The sequence below is a fragment of the Pseudomonas sp. Q11 genome, assembly GCF_024494355.1.
GTDB lineage: Bacteria > Pseudomonadota > Gammaproteobacteria > Pseudomonadales > Pseudomonadaceae > Aquipseudomonas > Aquipseudomonas hefeiensis.
Genome location: NZ_JAKNQY010000009.1, coordinates 14,755 through 38,417, shown reverse-complemented (window position 1 = coordinate 38,417; position 23,663 = coordinate 14,755). Strand labels below are relative to the sequence as shown.

Sequence of the window (23,663 nt, the reverse complement as noted above, 5' to 3'; positions counted from 1 at the left end):
ATATCGGAGTCATTAGCATTTTTCTATCTGCCGATCACTAAGAGAACAGTGCCATGGATACGCTTAATGTAGGTGCAAGCAGCGAGCTGACTCGTGTACCTGATGAGATACAGCAGGAAGCAACGCAACAGGCCTCTCACTCTCCTAACCTTGGCTCTACAGGGTTAGCGATGAGCACGCGGCTTCAAAACCATTTCGAGGCTCACCTTGAAACAGAGGCTGGCTCCGATCAACCCGCTGCCTCTGCTTCAAGCGCCCGCAACGCGGAGCTGAACGCCATTCGCGCTGACCGTGCTCAACGGTTAGAGGCGGGGGGTTATAACGTCCATGACATGGAGAAGGCGGAAAAAAACGCAGCCAGAGCCGACAGATTGTTTGCGTCAATCAAGTCAGGGATGGGGGGGACGCCCTTTGCGGCGCTTACCGAGGCAGGTAATTTCAAGCCGTCCATCCTCCAGGTAGCGGGCAAGCATGCCAATACAGTACGCGAAGCGGCTATAGAGAACGCTATGGCATGCTTGTATGCCGGTATGGCGGATGCTGCCGGTAACAAGACGATTGCGGGCTTGAAGCCTGGTTATTACCTTAAACCCGAGAGCGATACACTGCACCCGGCGCTTCAAGCATCAGTGGCGGAAAAGCTGCTGGCGCTGGACAAAGGTCCATTGCGTAATGCTTTCGACGAAGCCAATAAGTGGCTTACCGGGTTTGCCGTACGTAATACTGCAATGTACGCGTCAACGCTTGCCATGACGGCGGCTGGCAAAGAGGACCTGGATGCAATCCTGCAACCCGCCCTACGACCGGTCACGGCTATCATCGTGGGTATAGCAATTGAGCATTACAATGTGAGCCGCGATCGCACGAACCATTTAGCTGACCCTGCAATGCTCTATGGTCGTCGAGATGCTGTACCGCAAGGGCAGCCTCACAAGCCTATTGATCAAGATACCGAATGGCTGGATGGCTTCAGGACTTTAAAGGATCTCGATGCCACTGCCCTGGTTAAGATGGTCTCCGCCCGGCTTGGTGAAGGCGCGGCTACGGCTCTGAATGCGGTCATCAGCGGCGACGCCCTTAAAGAGATACTAGACCCGGTCAGTGTTGTAGGAAATGGTCTCCTGATTGGCGGTTTTTCTGCAATGGGCGCGGGTACAGCCGCCACCGCTAACTTAGCCAAGTCGAAGGATCTGGGAAAAATGGCGGCTACCGCAGCCTCGGAGGCTGTAAAAAACGTATTGGGTACCGTGGCTTTCGGGCTATGGGCAGCTGGCGCCTCGTTAGGTGGATCAGTGCCGAAAAAAGCCGTTGCTGCTGTCGATGCCCATGTACCAAAAGCAGTAGAAGGGAGTGCAGATGCAGTTGGCAGGGTGGCGGTCAAGGGAGGTGAGCTTGCAGTCAAGACATCGCTCACCGGCGCCAGATTTGCCAAAGAGACAGCTGTTTCAGCGACCAACCACACAAAAAGTGCAGTTCAAGCGACAGGGGATGGAGTCATTAGCGTTGCTAGCGCCATTGGCACCACTTCCCAATCGGCCTGGGACAAAAGCATTGGAGCCCTGAGGCAACGCGCCGCGGCCACCTCTCAAAGCCAAGCCGTTCATGGTCAGAGCATCCCCATGCAGCCGCTCGCAGCCACGCAGGTCCAGGCATCGTCCTCAGCGCCCGCGCGTCCGCCTGCTCAGGATGATGGCGATATCGTGTAGCAGCCGTCCTCGTCGCTCTTTGTAGTCTTTCCTTAATGTCCAGGGATCGGGCATTAGCAGGGCGTTTAAAGGCCACGGCGCCCTATGTAGCGCAACTTAAAAGAGAGAACGTCATTGAAAAGTATGTGGCTGGCGATGATCGTAGCTTGCGTCATCAGTGTGAGCTTTTGGCTGGCGGCGTCATGGTCGGCCGGAGTGAATGAGCCTTGGGACGCGCAATGTTATTGGGCTGTTCTATATCCTGCGTCTCTGGCGCTGACAATGACGCTGGGTCTGCTGTTTCAAAAACGCGGATGGCTGGCTGGCCCTATCGTAATGTTCGGGCAGATTCCGTGTGTGATGATGACATCTGGAGCGGGGCCGCTACTGGCCGTCGGCATTTTGTATTGCATTTTGCTTTCGATCCCGGCAGTGATGCTGTCTTGGGGCGCGCGCGTGATCTATCGGCGGCTCGCCGCCAGCTGATGCAGACCGAACCGTGGTGAGCGCGCGGGGCGCAATTGTCCAGACCAACCAGCGTATCCCCGTGTCTCGATTCTGCTGGGGAACGACCCGCTGTGCTTGTAAGTCTACCTGTATCTACTCATTGGTAAGGTACAGCGCAATGGATAAGGTAATCACCGTGGATCAACTGGCTACCACTGACCTTAGATCATTCAACGAGATATGGCTCGGCGGGACTCATACCCAACTATGCCTATGGCGTGGCGCCCAAGTCTTCACTCACGAAATGCTCAGCGAGGGCACCCACGATCAGAATGTCCGACGCCTGTGCCTGCAGTTGGTCAACCCTGACGATCAGGCCGCAGTGGCAAGCGTTGAGCTGATTGCGCGCGAACAGTTGAAGAAGATGGGGAAGGAGGGCGAATTTTATCCGGCTGAGGAGGCGGACACCCATCAATAGTCGCTCTGCAGTGCTGATAAAAGAAAAGGAATACCGGCTAGTCGTGAGAGCCTCAGTACGTCACATGAGGTAGTGGCCACTGCCCCAGCGACCATCGTTTGGCCGCTTCTGGCCTAGAGTGTGGCCTCTCAATAACGATCTATATCGTAGCCCCATTGTTTGCCCCTGATTGTTCCACTGTTGGTCATAACCAACGAAATGTCGCAAACGTCGCACTAATTGAAAGTCATTATCATTTGATATATTCTCGCAGTTCCTACTCGCTTGAGTCGCTTCCGTGTCCTGGCCACCCGATCCTCATTCCGCCGACGGCGAGTTCGAGAGCCATTCGAGCGAACTGCTGCGCTTCCTCACACGGCAGGTGAAGTGCGCAGAACTGGCCGCCGACCTGCGCCAGGAGACTTGGTTGCGCTTTCGCCGGCGTGAGTCCGGGCAGGAGATCGGTAATCTGCGTGCTTTCCTCTATCGCATCGCGCGCAACCTGATCATTGACTACCGCCGTCAGCAAAAATCGCGCCCTGTCGAGGAGGAGATATCCATCGAATTGGTCAGTGCCCAGCCTGGTCCGGAGCGAGCGGCAAGCGACGCCCAGCGCCTGGAGCTATTGCAGCGCGCAGTCCAGGATTTGCCACCGCATCTGCGTCAGGCGTTGTTGTGGAATCGCCTGGACGGGCTGACCCAGCGTGAGATCGGCGAGCGCCTGGGTGTCTCGGAAAGTATGGCCGGACGCTATATCTTGAAGGCCCTCGAACACTGCCAGCAGCAGATGGACCCGCAGCCGTGACTCATCCGTCGATTCTCGATCAGGCCCGACAATGGCACGTGCTGCTGCATTCTGGTAGCGCCACCGCGGCCGATCGCGATGCCGCGCGGGCCTGGCGCCAGGCGGCGCCCGAGCACGAGCAGGCGTTGCGTGAGGTGGAAGGGCTCTGGTCGTTGCTCGGCCAGCTAGAACGTCCGGCCGAGCAGCCTCAGGTGCGCGTGATGCGTCGCTATCGACGTTGGGCGACTCCGCTGGCCTGCGCCGCGATGCTGTTGCTCGCCCTATGGCTACCGCGTGGCACCTGGATTGGCCTGTATGCCGATATCAGCACCCAGCCGGGCGAGGTGCGCGAGTTGCGTCTGGCGGATGGTTCGCTGTTGACCCTCAACGGCGATTCGGCGCTGGACTGGCAGTTTGTCGACGGTCGCCGCGAGGTCAGGCTGTACCGTGGCGAGGCGGATTTCCAGGTAGCCCATGATCCGGCTCGGCCGTTCACTGTCAGTGCCGGCGAGGCGCGCATACGCGTCACCGGCACGCGCTTTGATGTGCGTCTGGAGGAGGGCGGTGTCGACCTCGCGGTCAGCGAAGGCCGAGTGTTGGCCTTCAGCGAGGGGCGCGAGCCGCTGGCGGTGGTCGGCGGGCAGCAGGTGCAGTGGCGCGGCGGGGAGCTGCAGGCGCCGCAGGCATTGGATGCGCGCCAGCGCTTGGGCTGGCAGCGCGGCAAGCTGATATTCCGCGACCGGCCACTGGAGCAAGTATTCGCCGAGCTTGAGCGCAGCCAGTCTGTGCGAGTGCTGTTTGTCGACGAAGCCGCTCGCAGGGTACAGGTGACCGGCGTGTTCGCCCTTGACGATCCACAGGCGGTATTAAGGGCCGTCGAAACCACCTTGCCTGTGCGTCTGGTGCGCCTGCCGGGGTTGATTCTGGTCGCGTCACGCCGCTGAGACCGCGCCGCGCCTAGGCTTTCAAGAAAACAGAAAATATTTAAGCGGCGATGGTTCAGAAATCATCGGCGCCTTCGTCTTCTGTTCCTGCAAATGCGACTTCTTCGCATTGATAGCCAAGGACATCAGCATGCGGTCGACACCCTTCCTCGCGGCGCTAGCCGTTCTTCCTCTGGCCATGGCTGCCGCACAGGCGCAAGCCGTCGAGCTCGACGTGCCTGCTCAGCGGCTCGACGCGGCGCTCATCGATTTCGCCGAGCAGGCCGACGTACGTCTGCTCTATGACGCCGGCCTGACCCGTGGCAGCGGCGTGGCGCAGGCGCTCAAGGGCGACTATTCGGTGGTCGACGGCCTGCAGCGGTTGTTGGAGGGCAGTGGCCTGACCTTTCAGGCCGGCGACGACGGCACCATCACGCTGGTGCCGCTGCCCGAGCAAGGTGTGTTGGAGCTGGGCTCGACCACCATCAGCGGGCTCGCCGACGGCCGTGTCGACCTGCCGGCCGAGTACGCCGGCGGGCAGACGGCGCGGGGCGCCCGCATCGGCGTGCTGGGCAACCAGGACATGCAAGATGTGCCCTTCGCCTTCTCCAGTTACACCTCCGAGCTGATCGAGACGCGCCAGGCGCAGACCCTGGCCGATGTGCTGGCCAGCGATCCGGGCGTGCGTCAGTCGTTCGGCTTCGGCAACTTCTCCCAGGTGTTCGTTGTGCGCGGGTTCCAGCTGTTCAGCGACGATATTGCCTTCAACGGGCTGTACGGCGTTCTGCCCCGACAGATCATCTCCACCGAGTCGGTCGAGCGGGTCGAGGTGTTCAAGGGGGCCAACGCCTTTGTCAATGGCGTGTCGCCGTCGGGCAGCGGTGTCGGCGGGGCGATCAACGTGGTCTCCAAGCGTGCCGAGGACACCCCCACGCGCAGCGCTACCCTGAACTATGCCAGCGACAGCCGAGTAGGCGGGCATCTCGACCTGGGCCAGCGCTTCGGCGAGGAAAACCAATTCGGCGTGCGGGTGAACCTGGCCCAGCGCGAGGGCGAGACAGCGGTGGACGATGAGCACTCGCGCTTCAGTCTGGCCACCCTTGGCCTGGACTACCGTGGCGACCGTCTGCGACTGTCTGCGGATTTCGGTTACCAGAAACAACGGGTCAATGAGGGGCGCTCGGTGGTCTATCTGACCACGACGGGGCCTACCAGCACACTCAACGGCAAGACGCCGTCGGCACCAGACTCCGACCACAACTACGCGCAACCCTGGAGCTGGTCGCAGCTCGAAGACACCTATGGCATGTTCAGCGCCGAGTACGACCTGTCGCCCACTTGGACCGCATACCTGAGCGCAGGCGGCAAATACACGCGGGAGAACGGTATCTACGCCTCCAACTACGTCTACGGCGCGAACGGCGACGCACGCATCGGGCGCCTCTATTCGCCGCTGGACCAGGAGACCCTGAGCGCCGTCACGGGGCTGCGCGGCGAACTCACGACCGGGCCGGTCAGCCACCGCATCAACCTGGCCGCCAACGGCATCTGGCAGGAGAAGCGCAACGCGTTCGAGTCCACTGCGGCGGGCAGTCGCGGCTTCGGCAATCTGTATGAGGGCCAGCCCATCGCCGAGCCGCCGGCCACCAGCATCTCCGGCGATATCCACGACCCGGACACCACCGCCAAGGTGCAGAACCGCAGCCTGGCGGTGTCCGACACCCTGGGCTTGCTCGACGACCGCGTGCTGCTGACGCTGGGCGTGCGTCGCCAGTCCATCAGCTCCGATGCCTGGAGTGCGGCCAGCGGTGCCCGCACCTCCAACTATCAGGAAAGCATCACCACGCCGGCTTATGGGCTTGTGATCAAGCCCACCGAGTTCCTGTCGCTCTATGCCAACCGCGTCGAGTCTCTGCAGCAGGGTGCGACCGCGCCGGCCGCCGCGCTCAACAACGGCGAGATGTTCGCGCCCTATCGCTCCAAACAGACCGAGATGGGCGCCAAGCTCGACTGGGGAACCTTCGGCGGCAGCCTCAGCCTGTTCCGCATCGAGCAGCCGCAGGGCGTGCTCGGCGGCGACGGCTACTACCGGGTGGACGCCGAGCAGCGCAATCGCGGCGTGGAACTGAGCCTGTTCGGCGAGCCGCTGGACGGCCTGCGCCTGCTGAGCGGCGCCACCTGGACCAAAGCCGAGCTGCGCGGCACCGCCGGCGGCCGCGACGATGGCAATCAGGCGGTGGGTGTGCCGAAGTTCCAGTTCAATCTGGGCGCCGACTGGGATGTGCCCGGTTTGCCCGGGCTGAGTCTGAACGGCCTGCTGTTGCGCACCGGCGGCCAGTTCGTCGACAGCGCCAACGAATACAGCATCCCCGCCTGGACCCGTGTCGACCTCGGCGCGCGTTATCGGATGCAACTGGAGGGCCGCGCGCTGACCTTCAACGCGATGCTGGAGAACGTCGCCGACGAGAACTACTGGGCCTCCGCCAACGGTGGCTATCTGACCCAAGGTGCGCCGAGCACGCTAAAAGTGTCGGCCACCGTTGATTTCTGAAGTTGCCACGATAAAAAAGGCGCCGTCGCAAGCTGTGTGAAAACACGTAAAAGGCGATTTCCCCAAACGCTCCGAGAGGCTGCATTCGGCTAGAGGCAGCCACTCGGTCTGGCCGACGAAACCGATGGCAGCTGGAGCCTCAAAATTATTCTCATCTCTTGCATTGACATATCGCTAAATCTCGATATTCTAGGCGCATGGAACTGATCGAAATATTCAAAGCCCTCTCAAACCCTACGCGCCTTCAAATCCTGAAAGGTTTGAAGGATCCCGTAAAGAACTTCCCTCCACAGGATGAGGGTGACGTTCTCACGGTCGGCGTCTGCGTCAGCAGTATTCAAGAGGGTATCGGACTGTCGCAGTCAACGGTGTCTGGTTATCTTGCCACGTTGCAACGAGTGGGCCTGGTCGAAGTCAGGCGTATCGGTCAGTGGACCTACTACAAGCGCAATGAAGCAACTATCAGCGCGCTTGCCGAGATCATAGGGAAAGATCTGTAATTTTTTTACCGTAACATATCGAGATATCTCGATATTCAATTTTATAGATGCGAGGATTTACCATGAAAGCGATGATACTGAAGTCATTTGGCGGTCCTGAGTCGTTCGAACTTAGCGATGTGCCCAAGCCCGTGCCGGGTGCGGGACAGGTCCTGGTGCGGGTACACGCAACCTCTATCAATCCATTGGACTATCAGGTTCGACGTGGCGATTACGTCGAATACGTGCCACTGCCGGCCATTACCGGACACGACGTATCGGGCGTTGTCGAAGAAGTCGGGCCGGGTGTGACGAGCTTCGCTCCGGGAGACGAAGTCTGGTACACCCCGCAAATATTTGACGGGCCAGGGAGCTACGCCGAGTACCACGTTGCTGCCGAAAGCATTGTCGGGCGTAAGCCGCAATCACTGAGTCACCTTGAAGCAGCCAGTTTGACCCTGGTTGGCGGGACGGTGTGGGAAGCACTGACCGTGCGAGCTGCCCTCAGAGTGGGAGAAAGCATTCTGATACACGGCGGCGCGGGAGGCGTAGGGCATGTCGCGATCCAGGTGGCCAAAGCCATTGGAGCGCGGGTCTTCACGACCGTGCGCGAAGCCAACTTTGAGTTCGCACGCAGCATGGGTGCCGATGTGCTCATCGACTACGAAAAGGAGGATTACGTCGACGCCATCCTTCGGGAAACCGGTGGTCACGGCGTGGATGTGGTGTTCGACACCATCGGCGGCAACACACTGACGCGTAGCCCCGACGTGCTCGCCCAACTCGGCCGCCTGGTCTCGATTGTGGACATTGCCCAGCCGCAAAACCTGGTTCAGGCCTGGGGCAAGAACGCGAGTTATCACTTCGTTTTCACCCGACAAAACCGCGGCAAGCTTGATGAGTTGAGTGCATTGGTAGAGCGCGGTCAACTGCGGCCACACGTGGGCGCCGTCTATTCGCTGGCCGACATTGGGCTTGCCCACGCCCGACTGGAGAGCCCCAACAACGGCCTTCAGGGAAAAATCGCGATTGCGGTCGAGCCATCGCTCATCTCGTGAGTGCATACTTAATCAACTGAGCTTGTTGGAGGAATGCCATGATTTATGAAATCGCTCTGCTCCCCGTTCACAAAGAACGCATTGAAGCGTTCAGACACGCATTTGCCGAGGTCGCCCCTTTGCTCACCCGTGCAAAGGGTTACGGCGGCCACTTGCTAGCGCAAGGGATTGAAACCCCCCAGCAATTCAACCTGATCGTGCGCTGGGCTTCACTTGAGGATCACACACCGGGCTTCGAAGCGAGTGAAGACCATCGGCTGTTCATGATGGGCTTGGAGGAATATTTTTCGGAAGAGCCGACGGTCTACCATATTGAGGGGGGCAGCTTTCAGGACTGACGAACGTGATGATCCCAACAATATCGTCGGCATGGGTGCTGCCGGCGCCTTTAGAGGCTTGTGGCCTTAAAGCAAATAGCTGTTGTCGGAAACAGACGTTCGTGACCGGAAACTTTCGACCCTAAGCTGCCCTTCGCGAAGGGCAGCAGTCGGCCAAAAGCAGTCAATCGCCGCCTACAAAATGAAGGGCGATTCACAGCGCCTGCATATTGTTTACGTTAGGCGCAGCGACGCTAAGGTCAATGCCCGCGGTGAAGCGTTGAAGCAGAGGGTCCAAGGATGAAGGACGAATATTTCTGCTCGGGCGTAGGGAAAGCTCATTGTTAGAGTGGATGTCCGCGTACTTATTCATATAGCCAGACGAGAACTCCACTCCATTTTGATGCTTATTCAAACGCGAGAATATCTATACACGCCTTTAATATTTTCGGCGAGGTAACCTCCAACCGAGTCGGCATTTACCAACCCATTGAAGACGCTTTGTGGTACATCGAAGTATTGGTAAAGCGTACCATTTTTAAACTCCACCTCTAAAGTTTCACTGTCTTCATCGTAGCCTACAGACTCTACGTTTGAAGATGACACCGGGCTTCGTTCCATAATTACTCCTAAGGTTTTACCTTATCAATTCGGGGGTTCTGAGCTCGCCATGTTTCTACTAGTTCTTCATAGTTAGGATTGTCCTCCATTTTTATTCCCCATCCACCGGGAGAAAGAGATTCATCGATAGGAAACTCATCGTAAACTATAGGATCTTGGCTATCTGGTCGTCGATTTTTCGGAGGAGCTAGAATAGAGGTCCTCATAGGAAGCTTTACCGCCTCGCCTAAGATAATCGCCTCCCCTGTCCTCAAGATGGGCAGCATACTAGTCAATCCATCCAGATTGTCTGAGAGTGCAGAGGTGATGTGCGCGCGATCTGTCGAATTGGTCAATCTAAGAGCAAAAAAAGTCCCGCATTGAGAAAGAATTGTAGGGTCTATTTCAGACGGACGTTGGCTGACGATCATTGCGCCTATACCGTATTTTCGCCCCTCTTTTACTATCCGCTGTACAATTTTAGAAGCCATACCTTTGAAACTGTCATTGAGATATATATGCGCTTCCTCCATGACAATTAATAAAGGACGGTGCCTGCCACCTTGAGATAGGTTTCTTGCCCAAAAAAGAGCTTCATACAGTATCCTTAGTACCGCCCCTATAGTGGTTTGCAATATATCTGGGGGGACGCCAGATAAATCTAAGATAGATATCGATTTTCTGCCAATCCAACTCTCAAGTAATTTGTCTAGATCAGTCACTACTGAACCGTCTGCTTCCGGCATCCAATCGCCGGGACGAAATATAAAGTCATACCTAGGTATTCGAAGTTTTGTGCCGAGCAGCAAAACATTTTTCCCGATGCTCAATGAGCCTGGCAGATAGTTGATTTTCTCCTCATTGGCCTCGGTAACGATATTCTTGAATATTGGAGGTATCCCAGCAGCGGGATTTCCTCTTAGCTCCTTGCCAGCGGGGTCGAGTTCAAAGGCAAGATTATCCATCGGCTTTCCTGGACGGCCTTTGTAGTAAGTTGCAAATGTCTCGATGAAAAGGTCGTACCACAAATGGTGAATACTAAAAGGAATAGGGGAATCAACACTAACCGAATCAAGTGACGCGCCAGTTCTTGGGTGTTTCGCGATCGACTCGGCTTTAAGTTTATGAACTCGTTCCATAACAACGTTTTTTTCTTTCTCGTTGCTGAACTCGCCAAAGCTAATTTCGCATAACTCATCAAAATTTAGCGCCCAGAATGGAATTCGCAGCTCGCTCTCTGCGAGTTTAGACGACTTAAATGAGTTTATTTTGAAGATGTCAGCCTTGTCTTTAAGGGCAGAACCATACTCCCCATGTAAATCGAGCATAATAATTCGCGAAGAAGGGTATTTCTCAGTGTCGGACAGCGCATTCATAATGCTTGCCACCGTTGTGGACTTACCAGATCCTGTCGTACCAACGATAGCGGAGTGACGAGTGACAAGCTTATTAATGTCAATCAGGGCCGGTATAGATTCAGCGTTTGAGATATGACCCAGCTTTACGAAATATGGTCGATCTGGACGGCCATAAATTGTTTTTAGCTCCTTTTCGGATACTAAATGAACCTCATCCCCAATGGTGGGGTACTGTGATAGACCTCGTTGAAATGAACCATTTCTTTGACCCTCACCGACAAGCTGGATTCTCATCCACCTATTACTTTGATCGTCAATGCTGTTTTTATTTTCAGGTACAGCGCTTGCACCTACTTGACTGACAATTCCGAATAAATCAGAAAAGCCTATGGGTATTCTTACAAAACTACCAATCTGCCCGACCCTATATCCTTGGCCGTCGATATAAATGAAGCCTGTTAATGACTGCTTGGATAATGAAATGCTAACCGCCGTCCCGTTTACATCTTGGACATCGCCCAAGTAGGTTTCTTTGCTGGCCATTAACTTTCCCCTGATGCTGAGCCGATTATCCTTTTCAAAAAGCTCGTAAAGACAGCAAAGTCACCAAGCTTGATAATGTGCTCTGTCTTGCCTGATGAGTCATCAATCTTGGTAGAAGTAATAAATGCTCTGATATCCAGGTCAGCATCGTCGTTTTCAGGAAATAGAGACCACCGCCCTGGGTTTGTACCAATAATGGCCTTATTGAATGTCCAAATATTTAGATTGTGCTGGTTTTTTGCTAGTCGATATGCCTCAGGGTACTTTTCTTTCGCCAACCCGTCAGGAAGCTGATCTTCGAAATCTCCATACATCAGCGCCAGCACCATCGCTGTAGGGTTTGCTTTTAGAGCGTTTATTATGGTGTCATTTAAATGGCCGTCATTAAATGAGTAGCCTGACATTATGAGTAATGACGACTTTTTACGAATAAATCTATTTAGTTGATCTATGAGTGCGAGGTAAGGCATCTTCCGGCTTTCTTCATACTTCAAGTGCGAAGGATAAATCAGGTGGGACGCGTCCTCCTTTATCTCCGAAGATCGATAGACTTTCTTCTGGCCAGATACTTCTTCCTTGTACCAGTTAATTGATCCGTGAATTTTCCAAAGTCTAGACCAGTGAACGGGTATTAGATTGTCTTCTAGAGCTCGCAAGTCAAAAAACGATCTACGGGCACCCACGAACCCATCGAAATACTCGACCTCAAGATCCTCAAGTGATTGTTCCATAAGCAAGTCGTAATTCGTGGTAAATATTTCGACGGGAGTTTTTCTGTCTATAGAGCGTATCCACTTGCACAGCTGGTGATATGGAGTGTCTTGACTTGGAAGTAATACATCAATTTTTTTAACAATAATCTTGCAGATTTTTTTCTCAAGATCTAAAAGACTAGACTCACTTAAACCTCTAACGTCTCCGCCTTTGGATACAGTTAAGAGACTTCTTAAGAAGCTTAGTGTGTCTTCTATATTTTCAGAATTTCGTTCTGCCTTAACTAGCTCAGCCAAAAGAATTTTATATTGAGCGTCTTCCACCAACTGACTGTTAATGTATTTTGTAAGGTTTGCTACATCAGGGATTAATGGCCATTCATCTGTTGGCATACTTACTGAGAGAGGACACCCCGCAGATAAAAAAAAGCCGATTGATTCATTATCTTGTGACAAAGATTGCCGAAGATATTTTAAATGCCTAATAGGATCATGAAAGCCTTCCATGTAACCGTTCCCCCTCTGACATTAGTGTTTTGGCTGGTCACATTTTCAGAGGGGCGTAACATTGGCTTCCCGCCTGATGATTCCCTGCTTAGCCTGAACGTAGCAGGCAGCTAAAATAGACACAAGCGCTTTCATGGCTGGATGCCATCTACGACGGCCTATAAAATCGGTCATCAATGCGCGAACGCGCGAACTGATTGACGCATGGGCGACTTAGGAGGTGTCTAAAGCAGGGTTACACTCCCTGAAGTTTGAAGAAATCACCTTCAAAGGCACGGCTATCATCGATATTTTGAACTGATCACGTGCCGCCTCGCCAAAGCCAGCTTAGTAAAGCGCCTAACGTAGGTACACGGTGTCGGGCAGGCCTCGAAAAAATCGGCTAGAAGCAGACATTTTGCACCACATCCATTCCCGGCCAAATTCGATATCATGCACACCAGCCAGGTTGTTACACTCTTGTAATACGTTTAGACGCTGCTGGTTTTCAGGAAGATTATGGAAATTCGACTGACGGAAACAAAAGACTGGATGCTTTTGAAACAAGTCCGACTCGCCGCGCTTTTGGACACGCCAACGGCGTTTGGTGTGAATTACCAAACCGCCGCCAAATACACTGACGAACAGTGGAAAGACCGAGCGTCATCAGCCGGAACGGCGTTCTGGCTGGCCTTCGACTGCGACAGACCTATCGGAATGATCGGTGCCGGAGTGAGTAGTGCAAATCGCTATAACTTGATCGGAATGTGGATTGAGGCCCCTGCACGAGGCTCTGGCGTAGCAGCACAGCTGGTCGAGGCAGTGAAAGCTCGTGCGATGGCCCAGGGCTTTGAAGGAGTTTTTCTCGACGTCTCCCCAGACAATGCGAGAGCCTCAAACTTCTATCTGAAACAGGGTTTTGCTTTCTTGGATGAATGGGAACCGTTAGAAAGTCATCCACATATTACAGTTCAGACAATGCACTGGCCTGGAAATTGACGCACCAGCATTCCTAATCGCAGGATGTCTGCAATGGGTCGCTTTCTGCCTCTCACGATGGGCAGAAAACGGCCATAAGCAGACGTTCGTGAGGCAGCCATATGTTCGTAGATGAGCGTTTCTGAACCGTCATCGAATCATTTCGGATGGCTTAAAGAAAGGGCGATGATTCGTAGATGCTGGTCTATGCTTGCCCCAAGAGCTGTCAGAGGTAAGACTTCAGAGTTCCTAGCAGCTAAAGATGTAGAAATCAGATTGCAAACCGAATCTTAACTATACTTACAAAAATAAACAGGTAGAAATTTTACGCTTGGAGAAGTTGCTATGCTGATAGGAAGCATCGTCGCAACCGCGTCTAGTTATCCAGCAGCTAGCGCGCAAAAAAACAAAAAAGAACGAAAAGAAAAACTATCCATTTACTTAGCAAAAAACCCGAAAATCGCAGACTTGGACCTATTGAAACTGGAGAATACAAATCCGCCAATTGAGCTTTCTATTTCCGGATTAGAAACAGCAAGGTTATACATAAAAAAGGAACCTCCAAAGCACTCGCCACCATGGACTCAATTGTTCACATCCAGACCTGAAGTTCCTTTTGATGCCTTTGGGAACAGCAGCAGCGTTGGAGCCGTTCTTTGCATTACAGTACATCAGAATAAATTTCTACTAACATTTGGTACGGGCTTTCACCTTTTACAAGAAGAGGCAATTGAACGCGACTTTGGGTTGCGCGTTACCTTGAACTCGGTTGATCCAGACAAGCTTAGAAGTTTAGACAAGTCCAGTTACGACCACAATCCACTAAATTCACGAACCCAGAGCACTAAGGAAGTCGATATATTCGACCTGCATATAGATTCTGATTTGGAAATGCTGTATGCCGTAACTGGTATTTCCACGGTTGAGCTATTTGGATCTCACGTTACAGGGAGAGACGCACTAACAGTAATCACTAATGCAGAACTAAATAAACTAGAGAAAATTCTTGAGGAAGCTATCAACAGGTACAAGCAGAAACTTCCAGATAGCTTTGAGTGGGTAGATAATGTAAATAAGGTTAGAGATCAAGATTATATCAATATACTCGATCTCGAATTGGAAAGGATACTTTGCGGTCCAGACTTATCTTGTTTATGGCTTGGGGAGCCGGAAATTGTAGACTGGGAAGAACAAATAGGCTACTCGTTTGATTTGTACGCACGCAGTGAACGACACGCAGTACTTGAGTTACCACAACTTCTATCGTACCTAAATAGTAAATCGCTACCGATTTCTGTTGAAAGCCTTAAGCACACCTCAATCCATATCAATGACTCACAGTATCATGCTATAAAAAGCTGGAGTGCTTATAAGTGCCTATATGCTGAACTCAAGTATGGCGCTGATCAATTCATCCTGCGAAGTTCGACCTGGTATAAGGTTAACAGTGATTTCCTAACAGCTGTCGACGCGAGCTTGTCAAGCCTTGAGACGTACAAGCATTGCTTTCCGATTTACAATGAAGATAGAGAGGAGGATTACAATCAAGCTTTAACCAGCGATCCATCATTTGAATTACTTGACAAGAAAAATATTAAGATAGGAGGAGCATATGACAAGCTAGAGTTTTGTGATCTAGTTCGAGATGGAAAAGATTTAATTCACGTTAAATATTATAGAAGTTCAAGCACGTTAAGTCATCTATTCTCACAGGGTTGTGTGTCGGCTGAAGCGTTCGTTAGGGATGCTGAATTTAGAAAGAAGCTTAATTCCAAACTTCCAAAATCAGTACAGTTGGCAGACCCCATCCCGCGCCCTGACCCCGCAAACTATAAAATAGTTTACGCTATTGCGACCACAAAAAAACTGCCTCTAGAATTGCCTTTTTTCTCAAAAGTCACTTTGAAAAATGCCCTAAAAGTTCTTAGGGGATTGAACTACTCTGTTGAAATTATTGCGATTGATGTTGATCCAGTCCTTAAAGTCAGGAAAAAATACAAACCAAAACAATAAACCTAAGTATCCGAATAGTAATCCGAGCTTAGCTGGGTTCGAATTATTGAACGCTACCTTACCTCCCTCTGCCAGTTTCTCGCGACAGATGCGCTCGTATCGCTTTCGGCTGTAATCAGGATACCAGCAGCGTTTACGAAAGTCGGAGTGATTCACTGTTCTAATGTGCTTAAGACTCTAGTTCCGTCATAACGCAATCATTGTTTCCTGCCAGGTAATCCGCCAACTTCGTCACAACGTGCCGAAACGACATGCGCTTCACCTTTCCGTTTTGAAGAAAAACGCAGTGCCCAAGGTCATAGTCGCCCTCATTTGGAAATCCAGAAGTATTGGCGGGGATGTTGAGCATTCCCATAAACTCGCCAAGGACGCCGACAACCACTCCAAAGCAGTCTTTGCCAGGAATGATGAGCACGCAGGAGCAGCTGCTGAGCTGTACTATCATTTTGAACATTTGAAAGTCACCCGGATCGGATAGCTCTTGCTCGCTTTGGAACCGGGTATAAAGTCGGACGTCTGGCCGAATATCCATCAGAGAATTAGCGTTTATTATCTTCCGGGGCTCTGAATGCATAACCCCTGTTCGAAACAGATCCCCATATGCATAGAAACCAGCAGCTAGAGCGACCTTTGCCACAAATTTGATGTCCGCATTTAGATCCAGCGTCACGCCGTCGATTTTCACCTCGGTTCCGCGGCGATCTCTCTTTTCCAAATATCTACGTTGTTTCAAGTCGTAAATTTTTAGTCCATTTTTTGAAAAAGTTACTTGTACGGGGGAGCCATCAATTAGCGTTGCACGGCGTGCTATTGGCTGAGGTTGGGACCCAGAGTGTCCTTTGGCATTCGCCTCGTCGCGGTTGAAAAGTATCAAAAAATCATTAGCAACAGCTCCATCTACTTTGGATCCCACGGCATTGTTGAATTGCCTATCTGCTTGAATGCAGAATCCGTCGAGGCCACCGAGCGAAATCGGGATAATGTGTTCTTTGCTCAAATCAGCACTTGGTCCATCTAAATATATGCAGTAGTCGCTCATTATATCAACTCCGTGTCTCACTTCGCCTCGGGTGGCTTATCACACGCTCCAAACCAACCTCCGCCGGTCGAGATTGGCGAAAGGTGGCTAACACCAGTCGGTGAGTATAGATCAATCTGCCGCAACGATCCGTCTCAGTGAATTGTTATCGTAGCTTGATGGCACGTACAGATTTACGTATTATTTCGGCATAGATGGGCGCGGCACCGCATTCAATAGCGAGTTTAAAGAACTCATCCGCAGCATCATGAGGATTTAAACCATTTGATCTTACGCATGATCTCGCGCAAGGTGTCAGATCATTTATGTCTCCCCCAGACAGATAACCCGAGCATGAAGCCTCCCTCTTGAATGTCTCAATTAAAACTGAAGGGAGATTAGGCCCGCACAGAAAGTACTCGAGGTGTTTCAGAAAGTTTGGGTGACAGAGGATATCATCACCAGAAGTTCCATTCCCCTCAAAAATATCTTTGCGCGATTTACCCCGTCCACTAGGATTGAATTCTGGGTCACTGAAGTAAGCAATGCGAATGTCGGGAATCGCAGCTCTTTCAAGAAGGCTTGTGGCGAGCAATCTCATCGGCTCAAGTGAACGACGGAGTTCATCGTGGCTCTTCCAATTAAATTGGATCGATGAAAAAAATTCCTGCTCTTCGTTCGTTAATATTACGTCCGGATCTCTCATCAATAATCCTAACTCAAGGTTTTTTAAGGCTTAAAAGCAATATATTATAAAAGGTTAATAAGCCATTGCATAAGCGTTACATTCGAGTTGTACTTTCGACGTTGAGCTGCACCTCTGTAGGCCTAAAAAACTCTATAACACGTCTTGAGTGATATTGACTGGCCACCAAGGGCATATGGGCTAATGCGAGCGGCAGCTTCTGGCCGTTTACGACCTATCACTAGAAAGGACGGTAGCGGAATATGCGAGAAAAGAATTTGCGGGCATTAAGAAATTATCCGTCCGCTTCTGTGAATGGAAGAACCAAAACCCGACGCAGGACGTCGGGTTTTTTCGTTGGCGGAAATATTATTGCCGCGGCTCCACGTTATCCAACACCCGATTCGCCAGCAACGAACTCAGCTCAATCAGTTGCTGAATCCCCTGCGCCACATGACGCCTCGATCCATCCAGATCAAACGCCAAATCACTCACCATGGCATCAGCCGAAGCCAGGGTTTCGCTGAGGTTGGCGAGCAAACATTCGTTATCGAGGCCTTTCACGACGGTGTATAGCTGCCCCGGCTTGGGGCCGTCTTGGGATTTATCCGGTTTTGGTAGCAAGTAGTGATCGAGTACGCGTTTGGTGGTTTCGTCTTGCTGCTTGGCTTTGGATTTTGCGGATGTAGAGGTGGAATCTGCTTCTGGTGGGTTCGGCGTAATTTTGAACATTGACGTAATCCTCAATTAGGCCGCAACCCTCTCGCTACTAAACGGAAGGGTGGCGGCTGTGCGCAAGTTAGTAGACCGGTGATTACGTCAAACCCGGCGCACCCGAAGGTGCCATGCGCACAGCCACCATCGAGAACAGGCAACGCCTGACTGATGAGACTCGTGCACCGAGACGTAAACCGGGCTACTAAACCCGACCACTGATGGGCAGTGGCAGGAAGACAATAGAACCCAGGGACAAGGCGCACAAGCGGGCGGATTCTGGCGTAGTTGTAGGCAATGGCGCAAGGATGCGTAGCTCGATAGAGGGATGTAGGTGGGGGCTGTAGGAGGGAGTCTTTTTGGCGCTGCGGGCGGCTTCTTCCGCTCTGGAGCCGGGGCTTGATCGCGATAGCGGTCCAACTCCCAACCGGTCAATCACTGACACACTTCCTGAATGCCTCGACGACCAACCGACCGTGCGGCCCACGAATGCCTGCCTGAGGGCGCGAGCTAGCATCTATGCTAACCCCCGCTGGGGTTTTCCCACGTTTCGTTTGCGAGCCTCCAAGCCCTTGTGTATACGCATTGTAGTGCTGGCCCTGGTCCTCACGCTGTTCGGCTGCGCTACCGCGTTGGAACCGCCGAGGGGCGAGGGTGTGTAAAAACGTTTTTGAGCGCGGCAGGTACTCAAAACTGGGCTGGAAGTCGCGCTTTTACGCGAAATCCACATCTGCTGACGTTCCGATAAATTTCAGATTTAACGTAGGTGCGCACACTTCAATTTTGGCAAAGCGTTTTTACACACTCTGGCCCGAAAGCCGTCTCCCACGAACAGCCATCAGCCAATCTCGACTATGGCTGCCGATTGTTCCAGCCAAGCAGACCTCCCACTGATAGCGCGCTCAACGATGTGTTGGTCAGAACTTGCTTAATGCGCACAGCATCACGAGCATCCGGAAGGGGCAGGTGACGCCACCCGTTTACATCCGGTGATGTTCCAGCAAGAAGTCCACGAACAACCGCACCCGCGCCGGCATTGCCGGGCCACCTACGAACACCGCATGAATCGGCTCCCGGTCTCCGGGGTTCCAGGCTTCCAGCAGCGGTACCAGATCGCCGCGCCGCAGGTCCTCGGCTACGGTGAATTCGCCGATACGTGCAATGCCGGCACCTACTCGCGCGAGTTGTGCCAGCGCTTCGCCACTGCTGCATTCGATGTTGCCGCTGACCTTCAGGGAAAACTCCCTTGCGTCGCGGATGAACGGCCAGTTGGGTTCGGCACGCCGGAAGTTGAAGCGCAGGCAGTTGTGCCGTAGCAGGTCTTCCGGTTCCTGAGGGATGCCGTGGCGCTGCAGATACTCGGGCGATGCCACCACGACCTGGCCGATGTCGCCGATCCTGCGTGCGGTCAGCGGGCTGTCGGGCAGATGGCCAAAGCGTACCGCCACGTCGGCCTGGCCGCCGAGAATGTCGACCACTTCGTCGCCGAGGGTGAGGTCGACGACGATGTTCGGGTAGCGGGCGCTGAATGCTGCCACCAAGGGAACGATGGCCTGCCGCCCATGGCCGAGGGCGGCACTGACCCGCAAACGGCCCTTGGGCACGCCCTGGTCGGCGATGGCTTCTTCCACCTCGGCCATGTCGGCCAGGATACGCCGGGCGCCGCGCAGGTAAGCCTCACCCTCGGCGGTGAAGGTGATCGCTCGGGTGGTGCGCAACAGCAGGCGGGTGCCAAGACGTTGTTCGGTACGCGCGATGATCCGACTGACCGCCGAGGGTGTCAGCCCCAAAGCACGCGCGGCGGCTGACAGGCTGCCTTCCTGCGCCACGGTGGCGAACACGCTCATCTCACCTGACCTGCCGTTGAAGTCCATTTGTGCTCCGTACGCAAAGGTGATTGCCAGAAATGCTATCTACCGCCTGAAAAGGTTGGATCGTAGCATTGGCGGCATAGATAAGGAGCCTTCCATGCGTATCAATCCACCGCTTGTCGCACTCGCCATTGGTGCCTTTGGCATCGGCGTTACCGAGTTCGCCCCCATGGGCATGTTGCCGGGCATCGCTGCGGATCTCGGCGTTTCCATTCCCGCCGCAGGTTTGTTGGTCAGTGCTTACGCCCTGGGCGTACTGCTCGGCGCGCCGCTGATGACCCTGACCACCGGCAGGATTCCCCGGCGCTATCTGCTGATCGGCCTCATGGCGATTTTTACCCTGGGTAATCTGATGTCAGCCCTGGCTACCGATTACTACAGCCTCATGGTCGCCAGGGTGGTGACCTCACTGAACCATGGCGCGTTCTTTGGCGTTGGCTCCATCGTCGCCGCTAGCGTGGTCGCCCCAGAGAAACGCGCCGGGGCGGTTGCGGCCATGTTCATGGGCCTGACCCTGGCCACCATCGGCGGTGTGCCGCTGGCCGCCTGGTTTGGTGAACTGTTCGGCTGGCGCACCGCATTCTGGGGTATTACCGGCCTCGGCGTGGTGGCCATGACCGCGTTGTGGTTCGCCCTGCCCAACCTGCAGGCGCCACAAAGCGTCGGTGTACTGGCCGAAATTCGGGCACTGGGCCGTGGACCGGTGCTAGGGGCATTGGCCCTGACCGTCGTCGGCTCGGGTGCAATGTTTACCGTCTTCACCTACATCGCGCCGATCCTCAGCAGCGAGACCCATGCATCCACCGCCTACATCACAGCCATGCTGGTGCTGTTCGGTGTGGGGTTGACGCTGGGCAACATGTGGGGCGGCAAGGCCGCCGACCGCTCGATAGATCGCACCCTGATCGTTTCGCTGAGCGTGCTGATTCTGGTCTTGTTGGCATTCACCGTGCTGATGCGTTGGCCGCTGCCGGCCGCCGTTGCCATCCTGATATGGGGTATCGCCAGCTTCGCCCTGGTGCCGCCGCTACAGATGCGCGTCATGGAAGCTGCCAAGGACGCGCCCAATCTGGCCTCGGCGGTGAACATCGGCGCCTTCAACTTAGGTAACGCGATTGGTGCGGCGCTGGGCGGAGCGGTGATCAATGCCGGGCTGGGCTATCCGGCGATTTCCCTGGCTGGAGCGGCAGTGGCGGGTCTGGGACTGCTGATGGTGTTGGCTTTTGCCTGGCGTTCCAGAACGATTGCAACTGCGGTGGTGTGACGATGATGTGAGGGGGCTGTGAATGACCGATAAGTGACGGCTGGTGCCCCATCGCAGCCATTCGCGAATGCTCAGCATGCATGCGCTTGACTTAGAGCGCGCTCTAACCAATAGCCTCCTTGTTGCACCGCCAAAACGGCCAGGTCCGTTGCGCGGCTTAAACAAGGAGATAGGTCATGACATTAAAAAAACTGAGCGCTGTAACCGGGCTCGTGCTTTCAGCAATCGCAATTCCGGCGTCGGCAACTGAAGCCGATAGCCGACGAGTGAAAGGGGTCGAGACCCTGGAAAGAATCACCGGGAGCGCCGGCAACAACGTGGTCAAATCGCTTAGCGATATCTCGCCCGAGCTGGGTGAATGGATAGTCGATTTCGCCTATGGTGATGTGTTTTCCAGGCCCGGTGTCGCTCTGTGCACACGCGAGTTGGCAACCATCGCGGCCCTCACCGCATTGGGGAACGCGCAACCTCAACTCAAGGTGCATATAGAGGGGGCGCTGAATGTGGGTTGCAAACCTGAGGAGATCGTTGAAATCATCATCCAGATGGCGGTGTATGCTGGTTTTCCAAGCGCGTTGAATGGCATCAGCGCAGCGCGGGAAGTGTTTGCCAAACGAGGCATCAAAATTGTTGCCGCACCTCCCGAGTGAGCGGGACTGGTGCATTACCGAACACCGATGGCCAAGGATTGTGCTTATGAACGCCTACCAGACGATTGACCAGGTCGCCAAGCGCACCGGCCTCACGGCCTATACCCTGCGCTACTACGAACGCATCGGCCTGTTGGCACCGGTCGCCCGTGCGGCCGGCGGGCAACGGCTGTATGCGCCGACTGATATGGCGTGGCTGGAGTTTCTTCTGCGTTTACGCACCACTCACATGACCATCGGCAAAATGCAAACATTCGCCAAACTACGCAGCGCCGGGGATTCAACAATTGCCGAGCGCCGCCAGATGCTGGAGGGCCATTTAGAGGATGTACAGGCCGAAGTTGCTGCCATGCAGAAGGCCGTTGTTGCACTGCAAGTCAAGATTGACCACTACCGTGCGCTTGAGGCCAAGGAGGATGTTTAGCATCTGCTCTGTTGGTCGGCTCCCGCCTACCGCGACAAGCAGAGTTCTGCTGAAATCCTTCATGGCCGCGAGCGAAGCGGGCATCTTGAGACTATGCTCATTGCCACTGCAGGCAATGCACTGACTTCAATTGTCAGCTGCCAGGGAAAGGAGTCTGCATGTCTCTGGTTCTTCATGCCCGGTTCTATTATTGGAATGACCGAATGAGCAATCTGGTAGCAGGTGTCCATGGGCGCAGCTTGATCATTGGGTGACACCTCGTCAGTTCGTGAGCATTTGCGCGAGAGTCTCGGTCTGGTCGCTACAGGCTGCCCGACTGCGAGCTCAAGCTGGCGGAAGTGGTGACGGCAGCGCAAGGGGGGGTTACCAATAACTCGGGCAACGCCCAAGCATTCACAGGGTCGACAATCTCCAATCTGAAGGCCGACTTCTCCAGCCAGGTCGAGCAGTCGATCCAGGCTGTCGGCAAGTGCAGGTGGATTACTTTTGGTAAATCCCAAGGAAGTGGAGAACAGTATGAACGCTAAACCGATCCACAGAATCTTGTGGCGCCTCGCCGGCTGCGTGACCGGGCTGGCGATGGTTGCCGCCAATCCAGCCCAAGCTGCCGACGACGGCATCGCCGGCGGCCCTACCTCAAGCTATAGCATTGCCTTCAGCAACTCCTACGCGGGCAGCGATTTTCGCAAAGTGATGGTGCGCAACTGGCAGGAGGTTGCGGCCCAAGCGCAAAAGGATGGCCTGATCCGCGAGGCGCCGGCGGTCAGCGCCAGTAACTCTGTGGCGGAACAAGCGGCCCATATCCAGGACATGATCGTCAAGGGCGTGAACGCCATCGTCATCCTGGCCGCGTCCGACACGGCCCTCAACGGGGTGATCCGCGATGCTTGCAACGCCGGTATCGTGGTGGTCGTCATGGCCAGCCTGGTCACCGAACGCTGCGTCTATACCGTGGACTACAACTGGTCCGCCATGGGTCGCGTGGAAATGGATTATATCGCCGAGCGCCTCAAGGGAAATGGAACGCTGCTGGAGATCCGCGGCATTGCCGGCGACGCCACCGATAAAAACATCAGCGACGGCATTCGCAAGGCCGCCAGCGACTATCCGGGCCTGAGGTTCGCCAAGACCGTGTACGGGAACTGGACAGCTTCCGTCGCACGCAAGGAGGTGACGCTGGCGCTGCCGTCGCTGCCCAGCATTGATGCCGTCGCGACTCAGGGGGGCGACGGTTATGGCGCGGCCATGGCGTTCAAGGCGGCGGGGCGCCCGTTGCCGATCATTGTGATGGGGAACCGTCAGGACGAACTTGCCCTGTGGAAACAGGAGCGCGATGCCAATGGCTACGAGACCGTCTCGGTCTCCGCCTCCCCAAGTGTCTCCCAGGTGGGGTTCTGGGTGGCCCAGCAGATTCTGGCGGGCAAGCAGGTGCCGAAGTTCGTCGAGGTGCCGCTGGTACGCATCGATGCGAAAGACCTGGACGCCTGGCTCGCGACGATGCCGGTGGGCGGCGCCGCCAATCCTTTCTACACCCAGGCTTCCGTTGCGGCGATGATCGACGCGGCCATCAACCATACGACGCCTCCGGCGCCATTGCCGGAGGTGACGAAGCAGTAGTGGCGGGCGGGGAGCGAGGAGGCGAGAC

22 protein-coding genes are annotated in these 23,663 nt (G+C 54.4%); 15 read left to right on the top strand and 7 right to left on the bottom strand.

Features of this window, described 5'->3' with window-relative positions:
- Positions 1 to 53 precede the first annotated feature (53 nt).
- The 9 genes from MA884_RS11730 to MA884_RS11690 all read left to right on the top strand — a co-directional run bounded on the left by MA884_RS11730 (position 54) and on the right by MA884_RS11690 (position 8,722).
- Positions 54 to 1,706, top strand: coding sequence for a RopAA-2 (locus tag MA884_RS11730; protein WP_256230688.1), 1,653 nt, complete (start codon positions 54 to 56; stop codon positions 1,704 to 1,706).
- A gap of 114 nt (positions 1,707 to 1,820) precedes the next feature.
- Positions 1,821 to 2,171 carry a hypothetical protein gene (locus MA884_RS11725; protein ID WP_256230686.1) on the top strand — a complete coding sequence of 117 codons (351 nt, stop codon included), beginning with the start codon at positions 1,821 to 1,823 and terminating at the stop codon, positions 2,169 to 2,171.
- Positions 2,172 to 2,310: 139 nt separating this feature from the next.
- Positions 2,311 to 2,610, top strand: a complete 300-nt coding sequence (locus MA884_RS11720; RefSeq protein WP_256230685.1) for a hypothetical protein — start codon at positions 2,311 to 2,313, stop codon at positions 2,608 to 2,610.
- A gap of 277 nt (positions 2,611 to 2,887) precedes the next feature.
- Positions 2,888 to 3,394, top strand: a complete 507-nt coding sequence (locus MA884_RS11715; RefSeq protein ID WP_256230684.1) for a sigma-70 family RNA polymerase sigma factor — start codon at positions 2,888 to 2,890, stop codon at positions 3,392 to 3,394.
- On the top strand, positions 3,391 to 4,317 hold the full coding sequence (locus MA884_RS11710; RefSeq protein WP_256230683.1) for a FecR domain-containing protein: 927 nt from the start codon (positions 3,391 to 3,393) through the stop codon (positions 4,315 to 4,317). The genes MA884_RS11715 and MA884_RS11710 overlap by 4 nt, the downstream gene beginning before the upstream one ends.
- 214 nt (positions 4,318 to 4,531) lie before the next feature.
- Positions 4,532 to 6,847 carry a TonB-dependent siderophore receptor gene (locus MA884_RS11705; protein WP_371134769.1) on the top strand — a complete coding sequence of 772 codons (2,316 nt, stop codon included), beginning with the start codon at positions 4,532 to 4,534 and terminating at the stop codon, positions 6,845 to 6,847.
- A 197-nt stretch (positions 6,848 to 7,044) separates the two neighbouring features.
- The gene (locus MA884_RS11700; RefSeq protein WP_076384103.1) at positions 7,045 to 7,347 is read left to right on the top strand and encodes a helix-turn-helix transcriptional regulator; all 303 of its coding nucleotides are present in this window, start codon (positions 7,045 to 7,047) and stop codon (positions 7,345 to 7,347) included.
- Positions 7,348 to 7,409: 62 nt separating this feature from the next.
- Positions 7,410 to 8,384 carry a zinc-dependent alcohol dehydrogenase family protein gene (locus MA884_RS11695; protein WP_256230681.1) on the top strand — a complete coding sequence of 325 codons (975 nt, stop codon included), beginning with the start codon at positions 7,410 to 7,412 and terminating at the stop codon, positions 8,382 to 8,384.
- Between the two features lie 38 nt (positions 8,385 to 8,422).
- The gene (locus MA884_RS11690; RefSeq protein ID WP_256230680.1) at positions 8,423 to 8,722 is read left to right on the top strand and encodes an antibiotic biosynthesis monooxygenase; all 300 of its coding nucleotides are present in this window, start codon (positions 8,423 to 8,425) and stop codon (positions 8,720 to 8,722) included.
- Between the two features lie 390 nt (positions 8,723 to 9,112).
- Here the strand turns inward: MA884_RS11690 and MA884_RS11685 are convergent, their stop codons facing one another.
- Genes MA884_RS11685 through MA884_RS11675 form a run of 3 tightly spaced genes read right to left on the bottom strand, consistent with a single transcriptional unit; the run spans position 9,113 to position 12,422 of the window.
- Complete coding sequence (locus tag MA884_RS11685; protein WP_256230679.1) at positions 9,113 to 9,322, bottom strand: KTSC domain-containing protein; 210 nt, start codon at positions 9,320 to 9,322, stop codon at positions 9,113 to 9,115.
- Positions 9,323 to 9,330: 8 nt separating this feature from the next.
- Entirely contained in the window at positions 9,331 to 11,202 is a 1,872-nt protein-coding gene (locus MA884_RS11680) for an ATP-binding protein (protein WP_256230678.1), read from the bottom strand.
- Positions 11,202 to 12,422, bottom strand: coding sequence for an SIR2 family protein (locus tag MA884_RS11675; RefSeq protein WP_256230677.1), 1,221 nt, complete (start codon positions 12,420 to 12,422; stop codon positions 11,202 to 11,204). Before MA884_RS11675 ends, MA884_RS11680 begins: the two co-directional genes overlap by 1 nt.
- A gap of 498 nt (positions 12,423 to 12,920) precedes the next feature.
- Here MA884_RS11675 and MA884_RS11670 point away from each other — a divergent pair, with 498 nt between their 5' ends.
- Both MA884_RS11670 and MA884_RS11665 read left to right on the top strand, forming a co-directional pair.
- A complete protein-coding gene (locus tag MA884_RS11670) occupies positions 12,921 to 13,400 on the top strand; it encodes a GNAT family N-acetyltransferase (protein ID WP_256230676.1) in 480 nt (159 codons plus the stop codon).
- Between the two features lie 324 nt (positions 13,401 to 13,724).
- On the top strand, positions 13,725 to 15,392 hold the full coding sequence (locus tag MA884_RS11665) for a TIGR04141 family sporadically distributed protein (protein ID WP_256230675.1): 1,668 nt from the start codon (positions 13,725 to 13,727) through the stop codon (positions 15,390 to 15,392).
- A 169-nt stretch (positions 15,393 to 15,561) separates the two neighbouring features.
- Here the strand turns inward: MA884_RS11665 and MA884_RS11660 are convergent, their stop codons facing one another.
- The 4 genes from MA884_RS11660 to MA884_RS11645 form a co-directional block, all read right to left on the bottom strand.
- Positions 15,562 to 16,431 (bottom strand): HNH endonuclease, encoded by an 870-nt coding sequence (locus tag MA884_RS11660; protein ID WP_256230674.1) that lies wholly within the window; start codon positions 16,429 to 16,431, stop codon positions 15,562 to 15,564.
- Positions 16,432 to 16,576: 145 nt separating this feature from the next.
- Positions 16,577 to 17,116, bottom strand: a complete 540-nt coding sequence (locus tag MA884_RS11655) for a hypothetical protein (protein ID WP_256230673.1) — start codon at positions 17,114 to 17,116, stop codon at positions 16,577 to 16,579.
- A 348-nt stretch (positions 17,117 to 17,464) separates the two neighbouring features.
- On the bottom strand, positions 17,465 to 17,827 hold the full coding sequence (locus MA884_RS11650) for a DUF6124 family protein (RefSeq protein WP_092454854.1): 363 nt from the start codon (positions 17,825 to 17,827) through the stop codon (positions 17,465 to 17,467).
- 962 nt (positions 17,828 to 18,789) lie between these two features.
- Positions 18,790 to 19,683: a LysR family transcriptional regulator gene (locus tag MA884_RS11645; RefSeq protein WP_256230671.1), complete on the bottom strand. Its 894-nt coding sequence runs from the start codon at positions 19,681 to 19,683 to the stop codon at positions 18,790 to 18,792.
- Between the two features lie 94 nt (positions 19,684 to 19,777).
- Here MA884_RS11645 and MA884_RS11640 point away from each other — a divergent pair, with 94 nt between their 5' ends.
- From MA884_RS11640 to MA884_RS11625, 4 genes are all read left to right on the top strand, one after another.
- Entirely contained in the window at positions 19,778 to 20,944 is a 1,167-nt protein-coding gene (locus MA884_RS11640) for an MFS transporter (protein WP_256230670.1), read from the top strand.
- A 176-nt stretch (positions 20,945 to 21,120) separates the two neighbouring features.
- Complete coding sequence (locus MA884_RS11635) at positions 21,121 to 21,594, top strand: carboxymuconolactone decarboxylase family protein (RefSeq protein WP_256230668.1); 474 nt, start codon at positions 21,121 to 21,123, stop codon at positions 21,592 to 21,594.
- A gap of 46 nt (positions 21,595 to 21,640) precedes the next feature.
- Positions 21,641 to 22,018 (top strand): MerR family transcriptional regulator, encoded by a 378-nt coding sequence (locus tag MA884_RS11630; protein WP_256230667.1) that lies wholly within the window; start codon positions 21,641 to 21,643, stop codon positions 22,016 to 22,018.
- Between the two features lie 516 nt (positions 22,019 to 22,534).
- Positions 22,535 to 23,635: an ABC transporter substrate-binding protein gene (locus MA884_RS11625; RefSeq protein ID WP_256230666.1), complete on the top strand. Its 1,101-nt coding sequence runs from the start codon at positions 22,535 to 22,537 to the stop codon at positions 23,633 to 23,635.
- The last annotated feature ends 28 nt before the right edge of the window (positions 23,636 to 23,663 follow it).

What these genes read in the sequence shown, in the direction of transcription:
- MA884_RS11730 (WP_256230688.1), top strand. Translation starts at nt 54, where the DNA reads ATGGATACGCTTAATGTAGGTGCAAGCAGCGAGCTGACTCGTGTACCT.
- MA884_RS11720 (WP_256230685.1), top strand. Translation starts at nt 2,311, where the DNA reads ATGGATAAGGTAATCACCGTGGATCAACTGGCTACCACTGACCTTAGA.
- MA884_RS11700 (WP_076384103.1), top strand. Translation starts at nt 7,045, where the DNA reads ATGGAACTGATCGAAATATTCAAAGCCCTCTCAAACCCTACGCGCCTT.
- MA884_RS11695 (WP_256230681.1), top strand. Translation starts at nt 7,410, where the DNA reads ATGAAAGCGATGATACTGAAGTCATTTGGCGGTCCTGAGTCGTTCGAA.
- MA884_RS11690 (WP_256230680.1), top strand. Translation starts at nt 8,423, where the DNA reads ATGATTTATGAAATCGCTCTGCTCCCCGTTCACAAAGAACGCATTGAA.
- MA884_RS11685 (WP_256230679.1), bottom strand. Translation starts at nt 9,322, where the DNA reads ATGGAACGAAGCCCGGTGTCATCTTCAAACGTAGAGTCTGTAGGCTAC.
- MA884_RS11680 (WP_256230678.1), bottom strand. Translation starts at nt 11,202, where the DNA reads ATGGCCAGCAAAGAAACCTACTTGGGCGATGTCCAAGATGTAAACGGG.
- MA884_RS11675 (WP_256230677.1), bottom strand. Translation starts at nt 12,422, where the DNA reads ATGGAAGGCTTTCATGATCCTATTAGGCATTTAAAATATCTTCGGCAA.
- MA884_RS11670 (WP_256230676.1), top strand. Translation starts at nt 12,921, where the DNA reads ATGGAAATTCGACTGACGGAAACAAAAGACTGGATGCTTTTGAAACAA.
- MA884_RS11665 (WP_256230675.1), top strand. Translation starts at nt 13,725, where the DNA reads ATGCTGATAGGAAGCATCGTCGCAACCGCGTCTAGTTATCCAGCAGCT.
- MA884_RS11660 (WP_256230674.1), bottom strand. Translation starts at nt 16,431, where the DNA reads ATGAGCGACTACTGCATATATTTAGATGGACCAAGTGCTGATTTGAGC.
- MA884_RS11655 (WP_256230673.1), bottom strand. Translation starts at nt 17,116, where the DNA reads ATGAGAGATCCGGACGTAATATTAACGAACGAAGAGCAGGAATTTTTT.
- MA884_RS11650 (WP_092454854.1), bottom strand. Translation starts at nt 17,827, where the DNA reads ATGTTCAAAATTACGCCGAACCCACCAGAAGCAGATTCCACCTCTACA.
- MA884_RS11645 (WP_256230671.1), bottom strand. Translation starts at nt 19,683, where the DNA reads ATGGACTTCAACGGCAGGTCAGGTGAGATGAGCGTGTTCGCCACCGTG.
- MA884_RS11640 (WP_256230670.1), top strand. Translation starts at nt 19,778, where the DNA reads ATGCGTATCAATCCACCGCTTGTCGCACTCGCCATTGGTGCCTTTGGC.
- MA884_RS11635 (WP_256230668.1), top strand. Translation starts at nt 21,121, where the DNA reads ATGACATTAAAAAAACTGAGCGCTGTAACCGGGCTCGTGCTTTCAGCA.
- MA884_RS11630 (WP_256230667.1), top strand. Translation starts at nt 21,641, where the DNA reads ATGAACGCCTACCAGACGATTGACCAGGTCGCCAAGCGCACCGGCCTC.
- MA884_RS11625 (WP_256230666.1), top strand. Translation starts at nt 22,535, where the DNA reads ATGAACGCTAAACCGATCCACAGAATCTTGTGGCGCCTCGCCGGCTGC.